The organism is Pseudomonas sp. 2822-15 (assembly GCF_002742515.1).
GTDB classification, from domain to species: Bacteria; Pseudomonadota; Gammaproteobacteria; order Pseudomonadales; family Pseudomonadaceae; genus Aquipseudomonas; species Aquipseudomonas salomonii.
In genome coordinates, this window is the sequence record NZ_LJRY01000209.1 from 492,920 (window position 1) to 511,152 (window position 18,233).

Below are 18,233 nucleotides of genomic sequence, written 5' to 3' on the forward strand. Positions count from 1 at the left end.
CGTTTGCCCAACCCTGGAGAAACCGTATGAGCCGCCTCAGCGACCAGTGCAAAAAAGTATCAGCCCCAGTGCGCCCAAGGATTTGTCATAACCCCAATTGAAGGCTGTAATCACCGCACACTCTTCCTGACATCTTGTCGGAAGACACAACAACAATAACTGTCCTTCTGTAGCCCCCTGGGCGCGGAAATGGAGTGCGCGATGAAGTTCACAGCAAAAGCACTGCTTGTCTCCACCTGCATGACTACCTGCATGACCCTCAGCGCCGTCAGCTTTGGCGCGCAAACCCTGACCATTGCCACCGTCAACAACAGCGACATGATCCGCATGCAAAAGCTCTCGAAAACCTTTGAGACCGAGCACCCGGACATCAAGCTGAACTGGGTGGTGCTTGAAGAGAACGTGCTGCGCCAACGCCTGACCACCGACATCGCCACCCAGGGCGGCCAGTTCGACGTGTTGACCATCGGCATGTACGAAGCTGCACTGTGGGGTGCCAAGGGGTGGTTGGAGCCGATGAAAGACCTGCCGGCGTCCTACGACCTCGACGACGTGTTCCCTTCGGTGCGTGACGGCTTGTCGGTCAAAGGCTCGTTGTATGCCCTGCCGTTCTACGCCGAAAGCTCGATCACCTACTACCGCACCGACCTGTTCAAGGGCGCCGGGCTGAGCATGCCCGAGCACCCGACCTGGACCCAGATCGGCGAATTCGCCGCCAAACTCACCGACAAGAGCAAAGAGCAGTACGGCCTGTGCCTGCGTGGCAAAGCCGGTTGGGGTGAGAACATGGCGCTGATCACCACTCTGGCCAACGGCTACGGCGCACGCTGGTTCGATGAAAAATGGCAGCCTGAATTCAACGGCCCGGAATGGAAGGACGCGTTGAACTTCTACGTCGACAACATGAAGAAATCCGGCCCGCCGGGTGCTTCCAGCAACGGTTTCAACGAAAACCTCGCGCTGTTCAACAGCGGTAAGTGCGCGATCTGGGTGGACGCCAGCGTGGCCGGTTCGTTCGTCACCGACAAGTCTCAGAGCAAGGTCGCTGACAACGTCGGCTTCACCTTCGCGCCCCACGAGAAGACCGACAAAGGCACCTCGTGGCTGTACTCCTGGAGCCTGGCGATCCCGACCAGTTCCAAAGCCAAGGACGCCGCCAAGGTGTTCACCACCTGGGCAACGTCCAAGGAATACGGCGAGCTGGTTGCCAAGACCGATGGCATTGCCAATGTGCCGCCTGGTACGCGCAAATCGACCTACAGCGACGAGTACCTCAAAGCCGCGCCGTTCGCCAAGGTGACCCTCGAATCGCTGAAAGTCGCCGACCCGACCAAACCGACCCTCAAGCCGGTGCCGTATATCGGTATCCAGTTGGTGACCATTCCTGAATTCCAGGCGATCGGTACCCAGGTCGGCAAGTTCTTCTCGGGCGCGCTGACCGGCCAGCAAACGGTGGACCAAGCCTTGACCGCCGCGCAGACCACCACCGAGCGTGAGATGAAGCGGGCGGGTTATCCCAAATAACTCAGCATCACCGCGATAAATGCTTTGTGTGGGAGCTGGCTTGCCTGCGATGCGGGCGACTCGGTCTGTCAGCCAGACCGATGTGATGCCATCGCAGGCAAGCCAGCGCCCACATTGAGCGCGCTCCGATTCTAGTTTTGCATGCACCCGACTGGTCTTGATCCTAATGAATACAACACCCAAAAACCGCCTGGCCAACCCCGGCTGGTTCCTTGTCAGCCCCTCGGTGGCCATGCTGCTGCTGTGGATGATCGTGCCGCTGGGCATGACCCTGTACTTTTCGCTGATCCGCTACAACCTGCTCTACCCTGGCGAAAACCAATTCGTGGGGCTGGAGAACTTCACTTACTTCATCACCGACTCGGGCTTTCTGCCTGGCGCCACCAACACCCTGTTACTGGTGGGCAGCGTGCTGCTGATCAGCGTGGTGTTCGGCGTGTTGATCAGTGCGTTGCTGGAGGCCAGTGAATTCTTTGGCCGTGGCATTGTGCGGGTGATGCTGATTTCGCCGTTCTTCATCATGCCCACCGTCGGTGCGCTGATCTGGAAGAACCTGATTTTCCATCCGGTGTCGGGGATTCTCGCCGCCGTGTGGAAGCTGTTCGGCGCCGAGCCGGTGGACTGGCTGGCGCACTACCCGTTGCTGTCGATCATCATCATTGTGTCGTGGCAGTGGCTGCCCTTCGCCATCCTGCTGCTGATGACCGCCATGCAGTCCCTCGACCAGGAACAAAAAGAAGCCGCACGCCTGGACGGTGCCGGCGCCATCGCGATCTTCTGGCACCTGACCCTGCCCCACCTGGCCCGCCCGATTGCCGTGGTGGTGATGATCGAAACGATCTTTTTGCTCTCGGTATTCGCCGAAATCTTCACCACCACCAACGGTGGCCCCGGTTACGCCTCGACCAACCTCGCCTACCTGATCTACAACCAGGCGCTGGTGCAGTTCGACGTGGGCATGGCCTCGGCCGGCGGCTTGATTGCCGTGGTCATCGCCAATATCGCGGCGATCATCCTGGTGCGGATGATCGGCAAAAACCTGACTGACAAGCCTTGAGGGCCGCGCCATGACGCTTCAACAATCCCGCCGCCTGCAAAGCCTGCTGCTCGGCACGTTGGCCTGGGCCATCGCGATCCTGATTTTCTTTCCGATCTTCTGGATGGTGCTGACCAGCTTCAAGACCGAAATCGACGCGTTCGCCACGCCGCCGCAGTTCATCTTCACGCCGACGCTGGAGAACTACCTGCACATCAACGAGCGCAGCAACTACTTCGCCTACGCCTGGAACTCGGTGGTGATTTCGTTCAGCGCCACCGCGCTGTGTTTGCTGATCTCGGTGCCGGCCGCCTACTCCATGGCGTTCTACGAAACCAAACGCACCAAGGGCACCTTGCTGTGGATGCTGTCGACCAAAATGCTGCCGCCGGTGGGCGTGCTGATGCCGATCTACCTGCTGGCCAAGAGCATGGGCCTGCTGGATACGCGCATTGCGCTGATCATCATCTACACCCTGATCAACCTGCCGATTGTGGTGTGGATGGTGTACACCTACTTCAAGGACATCCCCAAGGACATCCTCGAAGCCGCACGCCTGGATGGCGCCACCCTGTGGCAGGAAATGGTCCGCGTGCTGCTGCCCATCGCCAAGGGCGGCCTGGCCTCCACCGTGCTGCTGTCGTTGATCCTGTGCTGGAACGAGGCGTTCTGGTCGCTGAACCTGACCTCCTCGAATGCCGCACCGTTGACCGCGCTGATCGCCTCTTACTCCAGCCCCGAAGGCTTGTTCTGGGCCAAATTGTCCGCCGTTTCGACCCTCGCCTGTGCGCCGATCCTGATCTTTGGCTGGATCAGCCAGAAACAGCTGGTGCGTGGCCTGTCCTTCGGCGCAGTTAAATAATAATTCCAAGCGGAGGCCCATCATGGCCAACCTGAAAATCAAGAATTTGCAAAAAGGCTTCGAAGGTTTCTCGATCATCAAGGGCATTGACCTTGAGGTGAACGACAAGGAGTTCGTGGTGTTCGTCGGCCCGTCGGGCTGCGGTAAATCCACCCTGCTGCGTTTGATCGCAGGCCTTGAGGAAGTCACCGAAGGCACCATCGAACTCGATGGCCGCGATATCACCGAAGTCACCCCGGCCAAGCGCGATTTGGCCATGGTGTTCCAGACTTACGCGCTGTACCCGCACATGAGCGTGCGCAAAAACATGTCGTTTGCCCTGGACCTGGCGGGTGTCGACAAGAAGCTGGTGGAAAGCAAAGTCAGCGAAGCGGCGCGTATTCTCGAACTTGGCCCGTTGCTGGAGCGCAAGCCCAAGCAACTGTCCGGTGGCCAGCGTCAGCGCGTGGCGATCGGCCGCGCAATCGTGCGTAACCCAAAGATTTTCCTGTTCGACGAACCACTGTCCAACCTCGACGCCGCCCTGCGTGTGCAGATGCGCCTGGAACTCTCGCGCCTGCATAAAGAACTGCAAGCAACCATGATTTACGTGACCCACGACCAGGTCGAGGCCATGACCCTGGCCGACAAGGTGGTGGTCCTCAACAGTGGCCGCGTTGAGCAGGTCGGCTCGCCGCTGGAGTTGTACCACCAGCCGGCCAACCTGTTTGTGGCAGGCTTTCTCGGTACGCCGAAAATGGGTTTCCTCAAGGGCAAGGTGGCCCGTGTCGAGGGTCAAAGCTGCGACGTGCAACTGGACGCCGGCATGCTGATCAGCCTGCCAATGAGCGGCGCCAGCCTGAGCGTGGGCAGCGCGGTGACCCTGGGTATTCGCCCGGAACACCTGGAAATTGCCTCGCCTGGCCAAACCACTCTGACCGTCACCGCCGACGTCGGCGAGCGCCTGGGCAGCGACACTTTCTGCCACGTCATTACCGCCAGCGGCGAGCCTCTGACCCTGCGCATCCGTGGCGACATGGCCAGCCAATACGGCGAAACGCTGCAGTTGCACCTGGACCCGGCGCACTGCCATCTGTTCGACACCGATGGCGTGGCCGTGGCTCGTCCACTGCGCGCTGCCGCCTGATTTCGCGAGACTTGTGATGAAACTGAATAAACAGAACCTCACCCAATTGGCGCCGCACGTGAAAATTCCCGCCTATGCGATTGCCAGCACCACCCAGGGCATCGCGCATATCGGCGTCGGCGGTTTCCACCGCGCGCACCAGGCGTATTACACCGACGCGCTGATGAATACCGGCGTTGGCCTGGACTGGAGCATCTGCGGCGTCGGCCTGCGCAGCGAGGACCGCAAGGCCCGCGACGACCTGGCCGGCCAGGACTACCTGTTCACCCTGTATGAGCTGGGCGATACCGATGACACCGACGTGCGCGTGATCGGCGCGATCAGCGACATGCTGCTGGCCGAAGACGGTGCCCAGGCGTTGATCGACAAGCTGGCCAGCCCGCAGATTCGCATTGTTTCGCTGACCATCACCGAAGGCGGCTACTGCATCGATGACAGTAACGGCGAGTTCATGGCGCACCTGCCGCAGATCCAGCACGACCTGGCGCATCCCAATGCCCCGAAAACCGTGTTCGGGTTTATCTGCGCCGCACTGACCCAGCGTCGCGCCGCCGGCACCCCGGCGTTTACCGTGATGTCCTGCGATAACCTGCCGCACAACGGCGCCGTCACGCGCAAGGCACTGCTGGCATTTGCCGCCCTGCACAACGCCGAACTGCACGACTGGATCAAGGCCAACGTGAGTTTCCCGAATGCCATGGTCGACCGCATCACACCGATGACCAGCAGCGCCCACCGCCTGCAACTGCACGACGAACACGGCATCGACGACGCCTGGCCGGTGGTGTGCGAGCCGTTTGTGCAATGGGTGCTGGAAGACAAATTCGTTAACGGCCGCCCGGCCTGGGAAAGCGTCGGGGTGCAGTTCACCGATGACGTCACGCCTTACGAAGAGATGAAGATCGGCCTGCTCAACGGCAGCCACCTGGCCCTGACCTACCTGGGGTTTCTCAAGGGTTACCGGTTTGTGCACGACACCATGAATGACCCGGTGTTTGTGGCCTACATGCGCGCTTACATGGACCTCGACGTCACGCCAAACCTGGCGCCGGTGCCGGGCATTGATTTGACCCAGTACAAGCAGACGCTGGTCGACCGTTTTTCCAACCAGGCGATCGCCGACCAGTTGGAGCGTGTATGTTCCGATGGTTCGTCGAAGTTTCCCAAGTTCACCGTACCGACCATCAATCGCTTGATTGCCGATGGGCGTGAAACCGAACGTGCGGCGCTGGTTGTCGCAGCCTGGGCGCTGTACCTCAAAGGCGTTGATGAAAACGGCGTGACCTACAAGATCCCCGACCCACGCGCCGAGTTCTGCCAGGGGCTGGTGAGTGACGACGCGCTGATCAGCCAGCGCCTGCTGGGTGTGGAAGAGATTTTTGGCAAGGCTATTCCCAACTCGGCTGAGTTTGTGGCAGCGTTTGAGCGTTGCTTTGTCAGCTTGCGCGACCACGGTGTCACCGCGACCCTGCAGCAACTGCTGAAGAAACTCGATTAAACATGTGGGAGCTGGCTTGTGTGGGAGCTGGCTTGCCTGCGATAGCATCACCTGGGTTTGACTGATAGACCGAGGTGCTGGCATCGCAGGCAAGCCAGCTCCCACACAGACCAGCCCCCACATTTGACCGGGTTATCAATCCAAGAATAATACTGCTGAGCAATCCACCATGACCCAGCAAAACCTGTACCTCGGCATCGATTGTGGCACCCAGGGCACCAAAGCCATCGTCCTCGACGCGTCCAGCGGCAAGGTCCTGGGCCTGGGCGCCGCCGCGCATACATTGATCAGCGGCGCCAATGGCCGCCGCGAACAGCACACCCAGGAATGGCTGGACGCTTTTACCGAAGCTACCCACCGCGCCCTGCAACAGGCCGGTGTAGACGGCCAGGACATCCTCGGCATCGGCGTGTCCGGCCAGCAGCACGGTCTGGTGCTGCTGGGCGAGCAAGGTGAAGTGCTGCGCCCGGCCAAACTCTGGTGCGACACCGAAACCGCGCCGGAGAACGAGCGCCTGCTGGCCTACCTGGGCGGCGAAAGCGGCTCGCTGGAACGCCTCGGCGTGGCCATTGCGCCGGGCTATACCGTGTCGAAACTGCTGTGGACCCGTGAACAACACCCGGACGTGTTCGCGCGCATCGCCCATATCCTGCTGCCCCACGATTACCTCAACTACTGGCTCACCGGCCGCGCCGTGGCGGAATATGGCGATGCGTCGGGCACCGGCTACTTCAACGTGCGCAGCCGCGAGTGGGATGTGGCGCTGCTTACGCACATCGACCCCAGCGGGCGCCTGGAAAAAGCCTTGCCGCAACTGATTGCCGCCGATCAAGCGGTGGGCACCATCTTGCCGGCCATCGCCGAACGCTTAGGGATAAACCCGAATGCCAAGGTGTCCAGCGGCGGCGGCGACAACATGATGGGCGCCATCGGCACCGGCAATATCGCCCCCGGCGTGATCACCATGAGCCTGGGTTCGTCCGGCACCGTGTATGCCTTTGCCGATCAGCCGAATGTCAACCCGCAAGCGTCGGTGGCGACCTTCTGTTCGTCCAGCGGCGGTTGGTTGCCGTTGATCTGCACCATGAACCTGACCAACGCCACCGGGGTGATTCGCGAGCTGTTCGACCTTGACCTTGCGACCTTCAACAGCCTGGTTGAGCAAGCGCCGATTGGCGCCGACGGCGTGAGCATGCTGCCGTTCCTCAACGGCGAACGCGTGCCCGCCCTGCCCCACGCCACCGGCAGCCTCCACGGGCTGACCATGACCAACCTGACCCGCGCCAACCTGTGCCGCGCGGTGGTCGAGGGCACCACCTTCGGCCTGCGCTACGGACTCGACCTGCTGCGCCAGACCGGCCTGCAAAGCCACAGTATCCGTCTGATAGGCGGCGGCTCGAAAAGCCCGGTGTGGCGGCAGATGGTCGCCGATATCATGAACACTGAAGTGGTGTGTACCGAACAAAGCGAAGCCGCCGCCCTGGGCGCGGCGATTCAGGCGGCCTGGAGCCAGTCCGGCGAATCCCTGGCCAGCCTGTGCGACAAATGCGTCAGTGTCGACCCGAGCAGCCGCACGCTGCCGGTGGCGACCAATGTGAGTGCCTATCAACAGGCTTACGAGCGCTACCAGCAGCTCGTGGCAACCCTTTAAGAGCGAACGACTATGTATCTGGTGTGTGGCGAAGCGCTGTTTGATTTTTTCAGCGAGCAAGAGGCCAGCGGTCAGGCTTCCAGGGTCAATTACAAGGCCATTGCCGGCGGTTCACCGTTCAACGTGGCCGTGGGTTTGCGCCGCCTGGGCATTGAGTCCGCGCTGTTGGGTGGCGTGTCCGACGATTTCCTTGGCCAGCGCTTGCTGCAAGTGCTCAAGGACGAAGGCGTCAGCCGGCAGTTTCTGCTTGAGTTTGCCGCGCCGACTACCCTGGCAATGGTTGCCGTGGGCGCCAACGGCTCACCGCAGTACAGCTTTCGCGGCGAAGGCTGCGCAGATCGGCAATTGACCCTTGAGCATCTGCCGACGTTGGGCGATGAGATTCGTGGCCTGCATGTCGGCTCGTTTTCGCTGGTGGTGCAGCCGATTGGCGACACGCTGCTGAGCCTGGTCAAGCGCGAAAGCGGCAAGCGCCTGATCAGCCTGGACCCCAATGTGCGGCTCAACCCGCAGCCGGATATCCAGCTGTGGCGTGAGCGCGTGGCCGAGCTGGTCAAACATGCCGACCTGATCAAGGTCAGCGACGAAGACCTGCACCTGCTCTACCCCGACCAATCGCCCGAGAGCGTGCTGCAAGGCTGGTTGCAACACCGTTGCCAGTTGGTATTCCTCACCCGTGGCGGCGATGGCGCGACAGTATTCAGCCGCCAGCACGGCAGTTGGTCGCAACCTGCGGTCAAGGTCGTGATGGCCGATACGGTAGGCGCCGGCGACACCTTCCAGGCCGCGTTGATTGCCTGGCTGACCGAGCAGCAGCTGGATTCGATTGACGGCCTGCAACAACTGACACGCGAGCAGATCGACAGCATGCTCGGCTTCGCCATCCGCGCCGCCGCGCTGACCTGCAGCAAGACCGGGCCGGACCTGCCGTATCGTCAGCAGTTGGGCTGAAGCCCGGGTTTCATGAAGGTTTTGTCAGCCAAGGCAAAATTAATCGATGGTTAATCCCGCAAGCCGAGAGTGAAATTGAACTCACTTGCGGAGCACCCTCATGAAACTGCGTACATGGTTATTCACCGCCACCCTGGCCCTTGCAGCAGTATCGGGCATGGCCCAAGCCGACACCGCGGCCAAGCCCGTGCCTTATCAATACGGCACGCCGTTGAACATCGACAAAGTCATCGCCATGCACGAGGAAGACACCGACGCGTGCAAGGTAATCAATGCCGATATCAAATTCGTGGACAAAGCCGGCAAAATCGAAGACGTGGGCTATCGAAAAATGTCCGAAGCCTGTGATTTCCAGAACTGATGCACACCGTATTGGGCCTGGCGATTGCCAGGCCCACAGGTCATCGGTGACTGACTCTCAACCACTTGCACTCAACCACTTGGCTGACTAGTAGCCGCGCCCCGCCACTCTTTGCTGAGCAGGCACTTGGGTGTGCTTGAGGTCTTCGCGCAACCCGCTGATCAGGTTGCAAATGGCTCGACTGCTGTCGAGTTTTTCCGCGTTGATACCTTTGACTTCCAAATCTAACCGGTCACGGTCGCGATCGTCATAGACCTTGATCGTCAACGAGGCGTCTTCGGCTTTGGTGCATTCACACCGCTTGGGCAGGAAACTTCCTTCAATAATGCTGCGTAGTTCCAGTTCCGAAAGCATGGCCAACCTCTCCTTTCTTGAGACTGCCAACAGATTTTTTGTGTGTCCGGCAGGCACGGGCCCGCCACGTCTTACCGACCTTGGCAGACGCTTACAGTCAATAAGCCTACTCGGCAAAATCCGTTCTTGTTGTAACTTTTCCTCATAAGCGCAACGACCCGTTATATAAGCCGGTTTGTGTAGCCAACATCGTCGTCGAACCGCGCCGATTAAACGTTTATGCACTAAATGACACCTTGCGCTGCGACTCTCTCTGCAACATGTCGCAAACTATCAAAGTTGATATTGGCCCCGGAATTCACCGCCACCAGGGTCTGCCCGCGCACGCCGTTTTGGCTGACGTACTTGCGAATGCCCGCCACCGCCAGTGCGCCGGAAGGCTCGGTGATGGAGCGCGTATCGTCGTAGATCAGCTTGATGGCGCTGCACAGTTGGTCATTGCTGACGGTGATCACTTCATCGACCCAATCGCGGCAGATCTCAAAGCCATAGGCGCCGATCTGCGCCACGGCAGTGCCGTCGGCAAACCCGTCGACACTGGGCAGCACCACTCTTTCACCGGCGCGCAGGGCCGCCAGCAGGCAACTCGAGCCCTCGGGTTCGACCCCGACGATGCGCACCTCGGGCCGCAGGTATTTGACATAGGCGGCAATCCCGGCGATCAGGCCGCCGCCGCCCACCGGTACGAAGATCGCGTGCAGCGGGCCTTGCTGTTGACGCAGTATTTCCATGGCCACAGTGCCTTGGCCGGCGATCACATCGGGGTCATCGAACGGCGAAACAAAGGTGCAACCCGTTGCCTCGGCCAATTGCAGCGCGTGGGCCAGGGCAAACGGAAAGCTCTCGCCATGCAGCACCGCCTCGGCGCCCCGGGAACGCACGCCCAGCACCTTTAATTGCGGTGTGCTGCACGGCATGACGATGCTGGCCTTGATCCCCAGCTCCCGCGCCGCCAGCGCCACACCCTGCGCATGATTACCCGCCGAGGCGGTCACCACGCCACAGGCTTTGTGCTTATCGCCGAGTTGCACCAGCTTGTTGTAGGCGCCACGGATCTTGAAGGAAAACGTCGGCTGCAAATCTTCGCGTTTGAGCAGCACCTGGTTGCCCAGTAGCGCTGACAGCGCAGGCGCCGGCTGCAAGGGCGTGCGCACCGCCACGTCGTAGACCGGGGCGGCGAGGATCTTTTTCACGTAGTGCTCAAGCAGCCCGGTATTGGCGGTTTGCGCGGCGCGGTGGGTACTCATGGGCGTCTCCTGGAATTGGTGTGCTGCCCAGGAGTCGGAAAAACAAAACCCGCCTCCAGGGCGGGTTTGGGTGCAGCCGTGTGCTATCCCGCCAAATGAGGAATGGCGGTAATAATAATGCTCGGCTGGCGGCGCAAGGCTTGAAATGTCATGCAACGAAATTAACCGGCGGTGGTTGGGCAAGTCAATGGCCTGTCGCCATTTAGCCGGTTGGGGTTTACGCGCGATATACGAAACGTATACGCTTTGTATATCCATCCAACACAGTGAACCCCATGGGCATCGTCAAGATCACCGACCAACTGCACGAACAGCTACGCCTGGCCAGCGCGGCCATGGACCGCTCCATCAATGCCCAGGCCGAGTTCTGGATCAAGATCGGCCTGCTGGCCGAACTCAACCCGCACCTGCCCTACAACGAGCTGATCAACAAGCTGTTGCTGGACAAACCCGACCTGATCCGAGGGCGCGGCTGATGATCAAGACCCCCGCACAACTGGCGGTGATGCGCGAATCCGGGCGCCTGCTGGCCAAGGTATTCAGCATGCTCGACGGTTTTGTCGCTGCCGGGCGCTCGACCCTGGAGCTGGACAGCGCCGTCGAAGCCTTCATCCGCAACGACCTCAACGCCCGCCCGGCGAGCCTTGGGCAGTACGACTACCCCTTTTGCATCAACACCTCGATCAACGAAGTGGTGTGCCATGGCATGCCCAGCGCCAAGGAGGTGTTGAAAGACGGCGACATCATCAACATCGATATCACTCTGGAGAAAGGCGGCTTTATCGCTGACTCCAGCAAGATGTACATGATCGGCAACGTGGCGCCCAAGGCCCGGCGCCTGGTGGAACAGACCTTCGAAGCCATGTGGGCCGGCATTCGCCAGGTTCGCCCCGGCGCCCGCCTGGGCGATATCGGCCATGCGATCCAGAGCCACGCGCAAGCCAACGGCTACAGCGTGGTGCGTGAGTATTGCGGCCACGGCATCGGCCGGCAGATGCACGAGGAACCCCAAGTGCTGCACTTCGGCCGCCCCGGCACCGGCCTGGAACTGCGCGAAGGCATGGTGTTTACCATCGAGCCGATGCTCAACCAGGGCAGCGCCAAGGTGCGCGACCTCAAGGATGGCTGGACGGTGGTGACCAAGGACAACAGCCTGTCGGCGCAATGGGAACACACCGTGGCGGTGACGGCGGACGGCTTTGAAGTGCTGACACTGCAACCGCACACCGACGCATAACCTGTGGGCGCTGGCTTGCCTGCGAGGGCGTCCTCAATATTGCTATCGCAGGCAAGCCAGCGCCCACAGGTTGTTCATGCTGTTTGCATCACCAGCCCTGGCCCTGGCGTTTCAACTCCAGGCGCCGTACGAACTCCTCCAGCACCAGCGCATACAGGTCGTCTTGCAGATAGGCATCTTCGATACCGGCGTCCATGTTCGGGTTGTCGTTGACCTCGATCACCACCACTTTGTCGCCGGACTGTTTGAGGTCGACGCCATAAAGGCCGTCGCCGATCAGGTTGGCGGTCTTCACCGCCAGTTCCACCACCGCCTTGGGTGCTTCGTGGACCGCCAGGGTGCGGCATTCGCCGTTGATGTCCTGGCCGATGGCCTTGTGGTTATAAATCTGCCAATGGCCCTTGGACATGAAGTACTGACAGGCAAAGATCGGCTTGCGGTTGAGCACGCCAATGCGCCAGTCGTACTCGGTGTAGAAAAACTCCTGGGCCAGCAACAGCACCGAATGTTCGAACAACTCGGCGGTAGCCTTGAGCAGGGCCTCCTGGCTTTCCACCTTGATCACGCCGCGCGAGAAGCAACCGTCGGGGATCTTCAACACCAACGGGAAGCCCAGGCGCTCGCCAACCCGTTCGAAGTCCTCCGGTCGCTCCTTGTAGAGAATCTCGGTGGCGGGCATGCCCAGTTGATGGCTGTTGAGCAGGTCAGTGAGGTAGACCTTGTTGGTACAGCGCAGGATCGATGCCGGGTCATCCATGACCACCAGACCTTCGCTTTCGGCTTTTTTGGCGAAGCGGTAAGTGTGGTTGTCGACACTGGTGGTCTCGCGGATCAGCAAGGCGTCGTACTCGGCCAGGCGTGAATAATCCTTGCGCTCGATCAGCTCCACATCGATGCCCAGGCCCTTGCCGACCCGCACAAAGTTGTCCAGGGCGCGGGCATTGGACGGCGGCAGTTGTTCCTGCGGGTCGTGAAGAATCGCCAGGTCATAACGCGCCAAACGGCGTGAGCGCGGCTGGCGCCAGATCTTGCGGCTGAAGTTGTCGAGGGCGTGGGCGAACTGGTCTTCCTGGTCATCGCGCAACTTGTGCAATACCCCGGACTTGACTCCGTCGATATGCCAGCCATTGTGTCTGCGAAACTCAACTAACAAGATTGGGCACGGGAAGGTTTCAAATAACTGGCGCGCCAACTCTTGCAGCGGCTCTATATTGGTTCGACCAAAATAAAGTGTCAGGGTAAAACCTTCGGTATTGCTGTAAAGGTGATGACTCAGGGCTTTATCGAGGGTTTTATCCAGGTCGTCCAGTGCCAAGCCATACAGCGACTTTTTAGTCAATTCACTGATGGTGCGCACCGACGGAATCACCTTGTGCCCACGCGCTTCGGCCAGCAACGAGCAGTAGTAGCCGTGCCCAAGGTACTTGTAGCTGCGGCACAGGTTGATGACCTGCACACGCTTGCCCGTCTCGCTTTCACGGGTTTGCTCAAGGTATTCCTGGGCCGTCACGATGTCTTCGCTGGGAAAGTAGGAGGCCCAATCTTCCTTGCGTTCGACAATGATCACCACTTGACTGGACCCTTTGCTCGCGACCGATAAATAACTGCCGGAAGTTATTGTCGCCGCGACGTTTTGCTCGGATACTTCACGCCAATGACCTTGTACCGCTGACATAATATTTGATCCGCTTTAGAGAACTCGACCTTTTCTATTAAGCACGATCTTTTAGAGAAGTCCCGTTTCGTTACGCAACTTTTACGGCGGTCATATGGCTCTTTCCTTTCGCGTTGCAATACCCGCTGACGTGCCCGAATTGGTCGCGCTGGAACAGCACTGTTTCACCACCGACCGGCTCTCGCCGCGCAGTTTCCAGTGGATGATCAGCCGTGCCCATGGCCAGTTACTGGTGGCGGAAAACGACGCGCAATTGCTCGGTTATGCACTGGTGTTGTTCCACCGCGGCACCTCGCTGGCGCGCCTGTACTCCATCGCAATCGCCGAGCACGCACGCGGCATGGGTTTGGGCAAGCGATTGCTGACGCGCATCGAGGCCTGCGCCCTGGAACATGACTGCGCCTACCTGCGCCTGGAAGTGCGCACCGACAACCCCGGTGCCCTGGCGTTGTACGAGCGCAATGGCTATCGGCGCTTTGCGCTGATCAATGATTATTACGAAGATCACACCGCCGCCATTCGCCTGGAAAAACGCATCCTCCAGCACCAGGTCGCACGCCCCCAGAGCGTGCCGTATTACCAGCAGACCACCGACTTCACCTGTGGCGCCGCGTGCTTGCTGATGGCCATGGGCGCGTTGCGGCCTGGGCGTGTGGCCGGGCGGCGCGAAGAACTGCAGATCTGGCGTGAAGCCACCACCGTGTTCATGACCGCAGGCCACGGCGGCTGCAGCCCGCAAGGCTTGGCGTTGGCGGCCTGGCGCCGGGGGTTTCGGGTGCGTATGCAGGTGAATGTGCGCGGGCCGTTGTTTCTCGACGGCGTGCGCGACCCGCACAAGAAGGACGTGATGCGCTTAGTGCACGAAGCGTTTGAAGAGGAATTGGCCGGCAGCGACGTCGAACAGATACTCGGCGGCGCCCTGGATTTACCCCAGGTATTGCAGGCCGGCGGGCAGCCGCTGGTGCTGATCAGCAGCTACCGCCTCACCCGTTCGAAGTCGCCGCACTGGGTGATGGTCACCGACTGCGACGCAGAGTTCGTCTACCTGCACGATCCTGACGTGGACCACAGCCAGCATCGCCAGCCCCTGGACTGCCAGCATCTGCCGGTCAGCCATGGGGAGTTCGAGCGCATGTGTCGTTTTGGCAGCAAACAATTGCGCGCGGCGGTGGTGCTGTTCAAGCCACCTGCTTGACCCCGGCCTTGGCTTCCAGCTCGCGCACCAGCGGCAGGACGCGCTGGCCGAAGTATTCGACTTCTTCCTGAAAATGCAGGAAGCCGGCCAGTATCAGGTCCACGCCCACAGCCTTGAGCGCAACAATGCGCTCGGCGATCTGCTGCGGCGTGCCGATCAGGTTGGTCTTGAAGCCGTCGTTGTATTGCACCAGGTCTTCAAAGCTGGACTTGGCCCAGTTGCCCTCGCCTTCCGGTGAGGCCTTGCCCGCCTGTTTGGCCGCGTCGCCAAACGCATTCACCGCCTCGGGGTCGGCCTTGTCGATGATTTCGGCGAGCACGGCGCGGGCTTCTTCTTCGGTGTCGCGGGCGATCACAAAGGCGTTTACACCGACTTTCACCGAATGATTATTGGCCGCGGCCTTAATGCGGATGTCATCAACCTGGGCCTTGATGCCTTCGGGCGTGTTGCCGTTGGTGAAGTACCAGTCCGACACGCGTGCCGCCATGTCCCGCGCCGCCCGTGAGCTGCCGCCCTGGAACACTTCCGGCTGGCCGAGTGGCTTGGGTTTGAGGCTGTAATTGTTGAAGCGGTAGAAGTCACCCTTGAAAGTGAAATCGTCCTGGTTCCAGATGCCTTTGAGGGCGCGGATAAACTCCTCGGAGCGACGATAACGTTCGTCGTGTTCCAGCCAGGGTTCGCCGATGGCCTGGAATTCGCCCTTGAACCAGCCACTGACGATATTCACCGCAATGCGCCCGTTGGTGAGCTGGTCGATGGTCGCCAGTTGCTTGGCTGCCAACGCCGGCTGCCAAGGGCCAGGCAGGATCGCCGCGATCACCTTGAGCGTGGTGGTCGCCGCCAGCAACGCATGGCTGAACGCGACGGACTCATGCTGGTTGTCGGCGCCGTAACCGGCGGTAAAGCGAATTTGCGTCAGGCCATATTCGAAGCCGGCCGCCTCGGCCAACTGCGCAAGCTTGCGGTTGTAGTCGATGCCCCAATGAGTGCGCTGTTCGATCTTGCTGACCACCAGCCCACCGCTGACGTTGGGTACCCAATAGGCAAATTTCACGGCTTGCTGACTCATCTGGCAGTACCTCGCAGGAAAGGATGTAACCAGGCTTGAGCAGCAAGCGTGCCAGACAGCATCAAAGCACCACCCCATGGGCGTTGTGGCGCATATCGCCGTGGTGGTTGCCAAGCGGGTGAATGTCGCGGATGGCCTTGATTTGTCGATTTGCTGTTGCTGGAGCAACAGCAGTTTGGCTCCAGCCCCAGCAAATAGGGGCTGCGCCGCCCGGCACGGACTGTGCAATCCGCTAAGCATTGATCACTGCCCAGGAGCCGTACCCCATGACCGAGCAACATGTCATCAACCCGCTGTCCATCGGCGTCGATTACCCCACACTTGCCGCGCGCTTTCGGCCGATCTTCCAGCGCATCGCCGAAGGTGCCGTGGCGCGTGAACAGGCGCGCGCCCTGCCCTACGAGCCGATTGAGTGGCTCAAACACGCTGGGTTCGGCGCGGTGCGGGTGCCGGTGGAATACGGCGGCGGCGGCGCGTCCCTGCCGCAATTGTTTGAGCTGCTGATCGAACTGGCGGCGGCCGACTCCAATGTGCCCCAGGCGTTGCGCGGGCACTTCGCCTTTGCCGAGGACCGCCTGAACGCGCCACCCGGCGCGGGTCGCGACCTGTGGTTCAAGCGTTTTGTCGACGGCGATATCGTCGGGTGCGCCTGGACCGAAATCGGTAACGTGGCGATCGGCGATGTGGTCACTCAAGTCAGCCCGGATGGCGACAACTGGAAGCTCAACGGCGAAAAGTTCTACAGCACCGGCAGCCTTTTCTCCGACTGGATCGACGTGTACGCCCAGCGCAGCGACACCGGCGCCGACGTGATCGCCGCCACCCGCACGCGCCAGCCTGGCGTGGTGCAACGTGATGACTGGGACGGGTTCGGCCAGCGCACCACGGGCAGCGGCACCACGCGGTTTACCGATGCGGTGGTTGAGGCCGACAACGTGATCGACTTTGCCACGCGCTTCAAATACCAGACCGCGTTTTACCAATTGGTACTGCTGGCGAGCCTGGCCGGCATCGGCCGTGCCGCGCTCAACGACGTGGCGCAGCAGGTGCGCAGCCGCAAACGCATCTACAGCCATGGCAATGCGGCGCATGTCAGCCAGGATGCGCAGGTTCAGCAAGTGGTGGGTGAAGTGGCCGCCCTGGTGTATGCCGCCGAGGCCAGTGCGTTGAAAGCTGCAGTGCCGGCGCAGCGGGCTTACCTGGCGCGATTTGCCGGGGATGCGGTGGCTGAGCGTGCGGCGAACGTGGCTGCCGAGATTGAATCGGCGACAGCGCAGGTGGTGGTGTCGGAGCTGATTCAGCGGGCTACCAGTGAGCTGTTCAATGCGCTGGGGGCGTCGGATGTACGCCAGGGTAAAGCGCTGGATCGCCATTGGCGCAATGCGCGGACTGTGTCGTCGCATAACCCGGTGATCTACAAGGCGCGGATTGTGGGGGATTGGGTGATCAATGGGACCGAGCCGCCGTTTGTATGGCAGATCGGGAATGGGCCTGGCAAAGCGTAATTGATCGTTCCCACGCTCTGCGTGGGCATGCATCCTGTGACGCTCCGCGTCACGGCTTCAAGAGCGGGACGCAGAGCGTCCGGGGTGGCATTCCCACGCAGAGCGTGGGAACGATCCTGTGTACCACTCAGAACGCGAGCTTATACCCAATGGTCATCAACATAATCGCCAGACACGGTCGCAACACGCCGTCCGGGACTTTGCCGGTCATGTGACTGCCCAGGTAAATCCCCGGCAACGACCCCATCAGCAAAAAGCCCAGCAGGTGCCAGTCCATATTGCCCATGCTGGCATGCCCCAGGCCCGCCACCAGGGTCAGCGGCACGGCGTGGGCGATCTCGGTGCCGACCAACCGCCGCGTGGCCAGGAACGGATACAAGATAAACAATGCCACAGTCCCGAGGGCGCCGGCACCGATAGAGGTCAACGCCACCATGGTGCCCAGGACCGCCCCGGTGACCACCGTGAGCGCATTCAGGTTACGCGGGCTCATGTGATAATCATCACCGGCATGCCGCTGAGCAAACGCCAACAGGCTTTTCTTGAACAGAATCGCCAGTGCCGTCAGCAGCAGCACAAAACCCAGCGCCTGCTTGATCACCGCATTCATCGCGCTCGGATCAGTGTGCAGGCTGGCCAGGAACCACAGGGTCAGCAACACCGCCGGCACACTGCCCAACGTCAGCCAGCCAGTGATGGTCCAGTCGATGTTCCGGTTTTTGCTGTGCACCAGCACGCCACCGGACTTGGTGATGGCGGCATACAGCAAGTCAGTGCCCACGGCGGTGGCCGGGTTGATCCCGAACCACAACAGGATCGGCGTCATCAAAGAGCCCCCGCCGACCCCGGTCATGCCGACGATAAAACCAACGATCAGGCCAGCGACTACAAAACCAATATTGCCTACATCCATTACAACTACCCGCGGCCTTATAAAATTCT

General features: G+C 60.7%; 17 protein-coding genes. 12 read left to right on the plus strand and 5 right to left on the minus strand.

Annotated features, from left to right (window positions below; translation table 11 throughout):
• The first annotated feature begins 240 nt into the window (after positions 1-240).
• The 8 genes from AOA59_RS24290 (at position 241) to AOA59_RS24325 (ending at position 9,009) form a co-directional block, all read left to right on the plus strand.
• Positions 241-1,524 (plus strand): sugar ABC transporter substrate-binding protein, encoded by a 1,284-nt coding sequence (locus AOA59_RS24290; protein ID WP_371919087.1) that lies wholly within the window; start codon positions 241-243, stop codon positions 1,522-1,524.
• A gap of 166 nt (positions 1,525-1,690) precedes the next feature.
• Positions 1,691-2,581 carry a carbohydrate ABC transporter permease gene (locus AOA59_RS24295; protein ID WP_056859283.1) on the plus strand — a complete coding sequence of 297 codons (891 nt, stop codon included), beginning with the start codon at positions 1,691-1,693 and terminating at the stop codon, positions 2,579-2,581.
• Positions 2,582-2,591: 10 nt separating this feature from the next.
• The gene (locus tag AOA59_RS24300; RefSeq protein WP_078742104.1) at positions 2,592-3,422 is read left to right on the plus strand and encodes a carbohydrate ABC transporter permease; all 831 of its coding nucleotides are present in this window, start codon (positions 2,592-2,594) and stop codon (positions 3,420-3,422) included.
• A 22-nt stretch (positions 3,423-3,444) separates the two neighbouring features.
• The gene (locus AOA59_RS24305; protein WP_099489342.1) at positions 3,445-4,548 is read left to right on the plus strand and encodes an ABC transporter ATP-binding protein; all 1,104 of its coding nucleotides are present in this window, start codon (positions 3,445-3,447) and stop codon (positions 4,546-4,548) included.
• 16 nt (positions 4,549-4,564) lie between these two features.
• A complete protein-coding gene (locus tag AOA59_RS24310; protein ID WP_099489436.1) occupies positions 4,565-6,046 on the plus strand; it encodes a mannitol dehydrogenase family protein in 1,482 nt (493 codons plus the stop codon).
• 169 nt (positions 6,047-6,215) lie between these two features.
• The gene (xylB, locus tag AOA59_RS24315; protein ID WP_099489343.1) at positions 6,216-7,697 is read left to right on the plus strand and encodes a xylulokinase; all 1,482 of its coding nucleotides are present in this window, start codon (positions 6,216-6,218) and stop codon (positions 7,695-7,697) included.
• 12 nt (positions 7,698-7,709) lie between these two features.
• Entirely contained in the window at positions 7,710-8,648 is a 939-nt protein-coding gene (locus AOA59_RS24320) for a carbohydrate kinase (RefSeq protein WP_099489344.1), read from the plus strand.
• Between the two features lie 100 nt (positions 8,649-8,748).
• Positions 8,749-9,009 carry a DUF2790 domain-containing protein gene (locus AOA59_RS24325; RefSeq protein WP_099489345.1) on the plus strand — a complete coding sequence of 87 codons (261 nt, stop codon included), beginning with the start codon at positions 8,749-8,751 and terminating at the stop codon, positions 9,007-9,009.
• Between the two features lie 87 nt (positions 9,010-9,096).
• Here AOA59_RS24325 and AOA59_RS24330 read toward each other — a convergent pair whose 3' ends face one another.
• Together AOA59_RS24330 and ilvA are read right to left on the minus strand one after the other, a co-directional pair.
• A complete protein-coding gene (locus tag AOA59_RS24330; protein ID WP_099489346.1) occupies positions 9,097-9,363 on the minus strand; it encodes a DUF1652 domain-containing protein in 267 nt (88 codons plus the stop codon).
• A 224-nt stretch (positions 9,364-9,587) separates the two neighbouring features.
• A complete protein-coding gene (gene ilvA / locus AOA59_RS24335) occupies positions 9,588-10,610 on the minus strand; it encodes a threonine ammonia-lyase, biosynthetic (RefSeq protein ID WP_099489347.1) in 1,023 nt (340 codons plus the stop codon).
• Between the two features lie 275 nt (positions 10,611-10,885).
• Between ilvA and AOA59_RS24340 the strand changes: the two genes are divergently transcribed.
• Together AOA59_RS24340 and map are read left to right on the plus strand one after the other, a co-directional pair.
• On the plus strand, positions 10,886-11,086 hold the full coding sequence (locus tag AOA59_RS24340; RefSeq protein ID WP_017135045.1) for a ParD-like family protein: 201 nt from the start codon (positions 10,886-10,888) through the stop codon (positions 11,084-11,086).
• On the plus strand, positions 11,086-11,847 hold the full coding sequence (map, locus tag AOA59_RS24345) for a type I methionyl aminopeptidase (RefSeq protein ID WP_069788835.1): 762 nt from the start codon (positions 11,086-11,088) through the stop codon (positions 11,845-11,847). The genes AOA59_RS24340 and map overlap by 1 nt, the downstream gene beginning before the upstream one ends.
• An 88-nt stretch (positions 11,848-11,935) precedes the next feature.
• On the opposite strand, the gene AOA59_RS24350 is transcribed toward map, so the two are convergent.
• A complete protein-coding gene (locus tag AOA59_RS24350) occupies positions 11,936-13,522 on the minus strand; it encodes a RimK family protein (RefSeq protein WP_099489348.1) in 1,587 nt (528 codons plus the stop codon).
• A 94-nt stretch (positions 13,523-13,616) separates the two neighbouring features.
• Here AOA59_RS24350 and AOA59_RS24355 point away from each other — a divergent pair, with 94 nt between their 5' ends.
• On the plus strand, positions 13,617-14,717 hold the full coding sequence (locus AOA59_RS24355) for a GNAT family N-acetyltransferase/peptidase C39 family protein (protein WP_099489349.1): 1,101 nt from the start codon (positions 13,617-13,619) through the stop codon (positions 14,715-14,717).
• Here AOA59_RS24355 and sfnG read toward each other — a convergent pair.
• Positions 14,701-15,786 (minus strand): dimethylsulfone monooxygenase SfnG, encoded by a 1,086-nt coding sequence (sfnG, locus tag AOA59_RS24360; protein WP_099489350.1) that lies wholly within the window; start codon positions 15,784-15,786, stop codon positions 14,701-14,703. The genes AOA59_RS24355 and sfnG overlap by 17 nt on opposite strands.
• 266 nt (positions 15,787-16,052) lie before the next feature.
• On the opposite strand from sfnG, the gene AOA59_RS24365 reads away from it, so the two are divergent.
• Entirely contained in the window at positions 16,053-17,291 is a 1,239-nt protein-coding gene (locus AOA59_RS24365) for an acyl-CoA dehydrogenase family protein (RefSeq protein WP_099489351.1), read from the plus strand.
• 127 nt (positions 17,292-17,418) lie between these two features.
• Here the strand turns inward: AOA59_RS24365 and AOA59_RS24370 are convergent, their stop codons facing one another.
• Positions 17,419-18,204, minus strand: coding sequence for a sulfite exporter TauE/SafE family protein (locus tag AOA59_RS24370; RefSeq protein ID WP_065931677.1), 786 nt, complete (start codon positions 18,202-18,204; stop codon positions 17,419-17,421).
• Positions 18,205-18,233 lie beyond the last annotated feature (29 nt).

What these genes read in the sequence shown, in the direction of transcription:
- AOA59_RS24290 (WP_371919087.1), top strand. Translation starts at nt 241, where the DNA reads ATGACTACCTGCATGACCCTCAGCGCCGTCAGCTTTGGCGCGCAAACC.
- AOA59_RS24295 (WP_056859283.1), top strand. Translation starts at nt 1,691, where the DNA reads ATGAATACAACACCCAAAAACCGCCTGGCCAACCCCGGCTGGTTCCTT.
- AOA59_RS24300 (WP_078742104.1), top strand. Translation starts at nt 2,592, where the DNA reads ATGACGCTTCAACAATCCCGCCGCCTGCAAAGCCTGCTGCTCGGCACG.
- AOA59_RS24305 (WP_099489342.1), top strand. Translation starts at nt 3,445, where the DNA reads ATGGCCAACCTGAAAATCAAGAATTTGCAAAAAGGCTTCGAAGGTTTC.
- AOA59_RS24310 (WP_099489436.1), top strand. Translation starts at nt 4,565, where the DNA reads ATGAAACTGAATAAACAGAACCTCACCCAATTGGCGCCGCACGTGAAA.
- xylB (WP_099489343.1), top strand. Translation starts at nt 6,216, where the DNA reads ATGACCCAGCAAAACCTGTACCTCGGCATCGATTGTGGCACCCAGGGC.
- AOA59_RS24320 (WP_099489344.1), top strand. Translation starts at nt 7,710, where the DNA reads ATGTATCTGGTGTGTGGCGAAGCGCTGTTTGATTTTTTCAGCGAGCAA.
- AOA59_RS24325 (WP_099489345.1), top strand. Translation starts at nt 8,749, where the DNA reads ATGAAACTGCGTACATGGTTATTCACCGCCACCCTGGCCCTTGCAGCA.
- AOA59_RS24330 (WP_099489346.1), bottom strand. Translation starts at nt 9,363, where the DNA reads ATGCTTTCGGAACTGGAACTACGCAGCATTATTGAAGGAAGTTTCCTG.
- ilvA (WP_099489347.1), bottom strand. Translation starts at nt 10,610, where the DNA reads ATGAGTACCCACCGCGCCGCGCAAACCGCCAATACCGGGCTGCTTGAG.
- AOA59_RS24340 (WP_017135045.1), top strand. Translation starts at nt 10,886, where the DNA reads ATGGGCATCGTCAAGATCACCGACCAACTGCACGAACAGCTACGCCTG.
- map (WP_069788835.1), top strand. Translation starts at nt 11,086, where the DNA reads ATGATCAAGACCCCCGCACAACTGGCGGTGATGCGCGAATCCGGGCGC.
- AOA59_RS24350 (WP_099489348.1), bottom strand. Translation starts at nt 13,522, where the DNA reads ATGTCAGCGGTACAAGGTCATTGGCGTGAAGTATCCGAGCAAAACGTC.
- AOA59_RS24355 (WP_099489349.1), top strand. Translation starts at nt 13,617, where the DNA reads ATGGCTCTTTCCTTTCGCGTTGCAATACCCGCTGACGTGCCCGAATTG.
- sfnG (WP_099489350.1), bottom strand. Translation starts at nt 15,786, where the DNA reads ATGAGTCAGCAAGCCGTGAAATTTGCCTATTGGGTACCCAACGTCAGC.
- AOA59_RS24365 (WP_099489351.1), top strand. Translation starts at nt 16,053, where the DNA reads ATGACCGAGCAACATGTCATCAACCCGCTGTCCATCGGCGTCGATTAC.
- AOA59_RS24370 (WP_065931677.1), bottom strand. Translation starts at nt 18,204, where the DNA reads ATGGATGTAGGCAATATTGGTTTTGTAGTCGCTGGCCTGATCGTTGGT.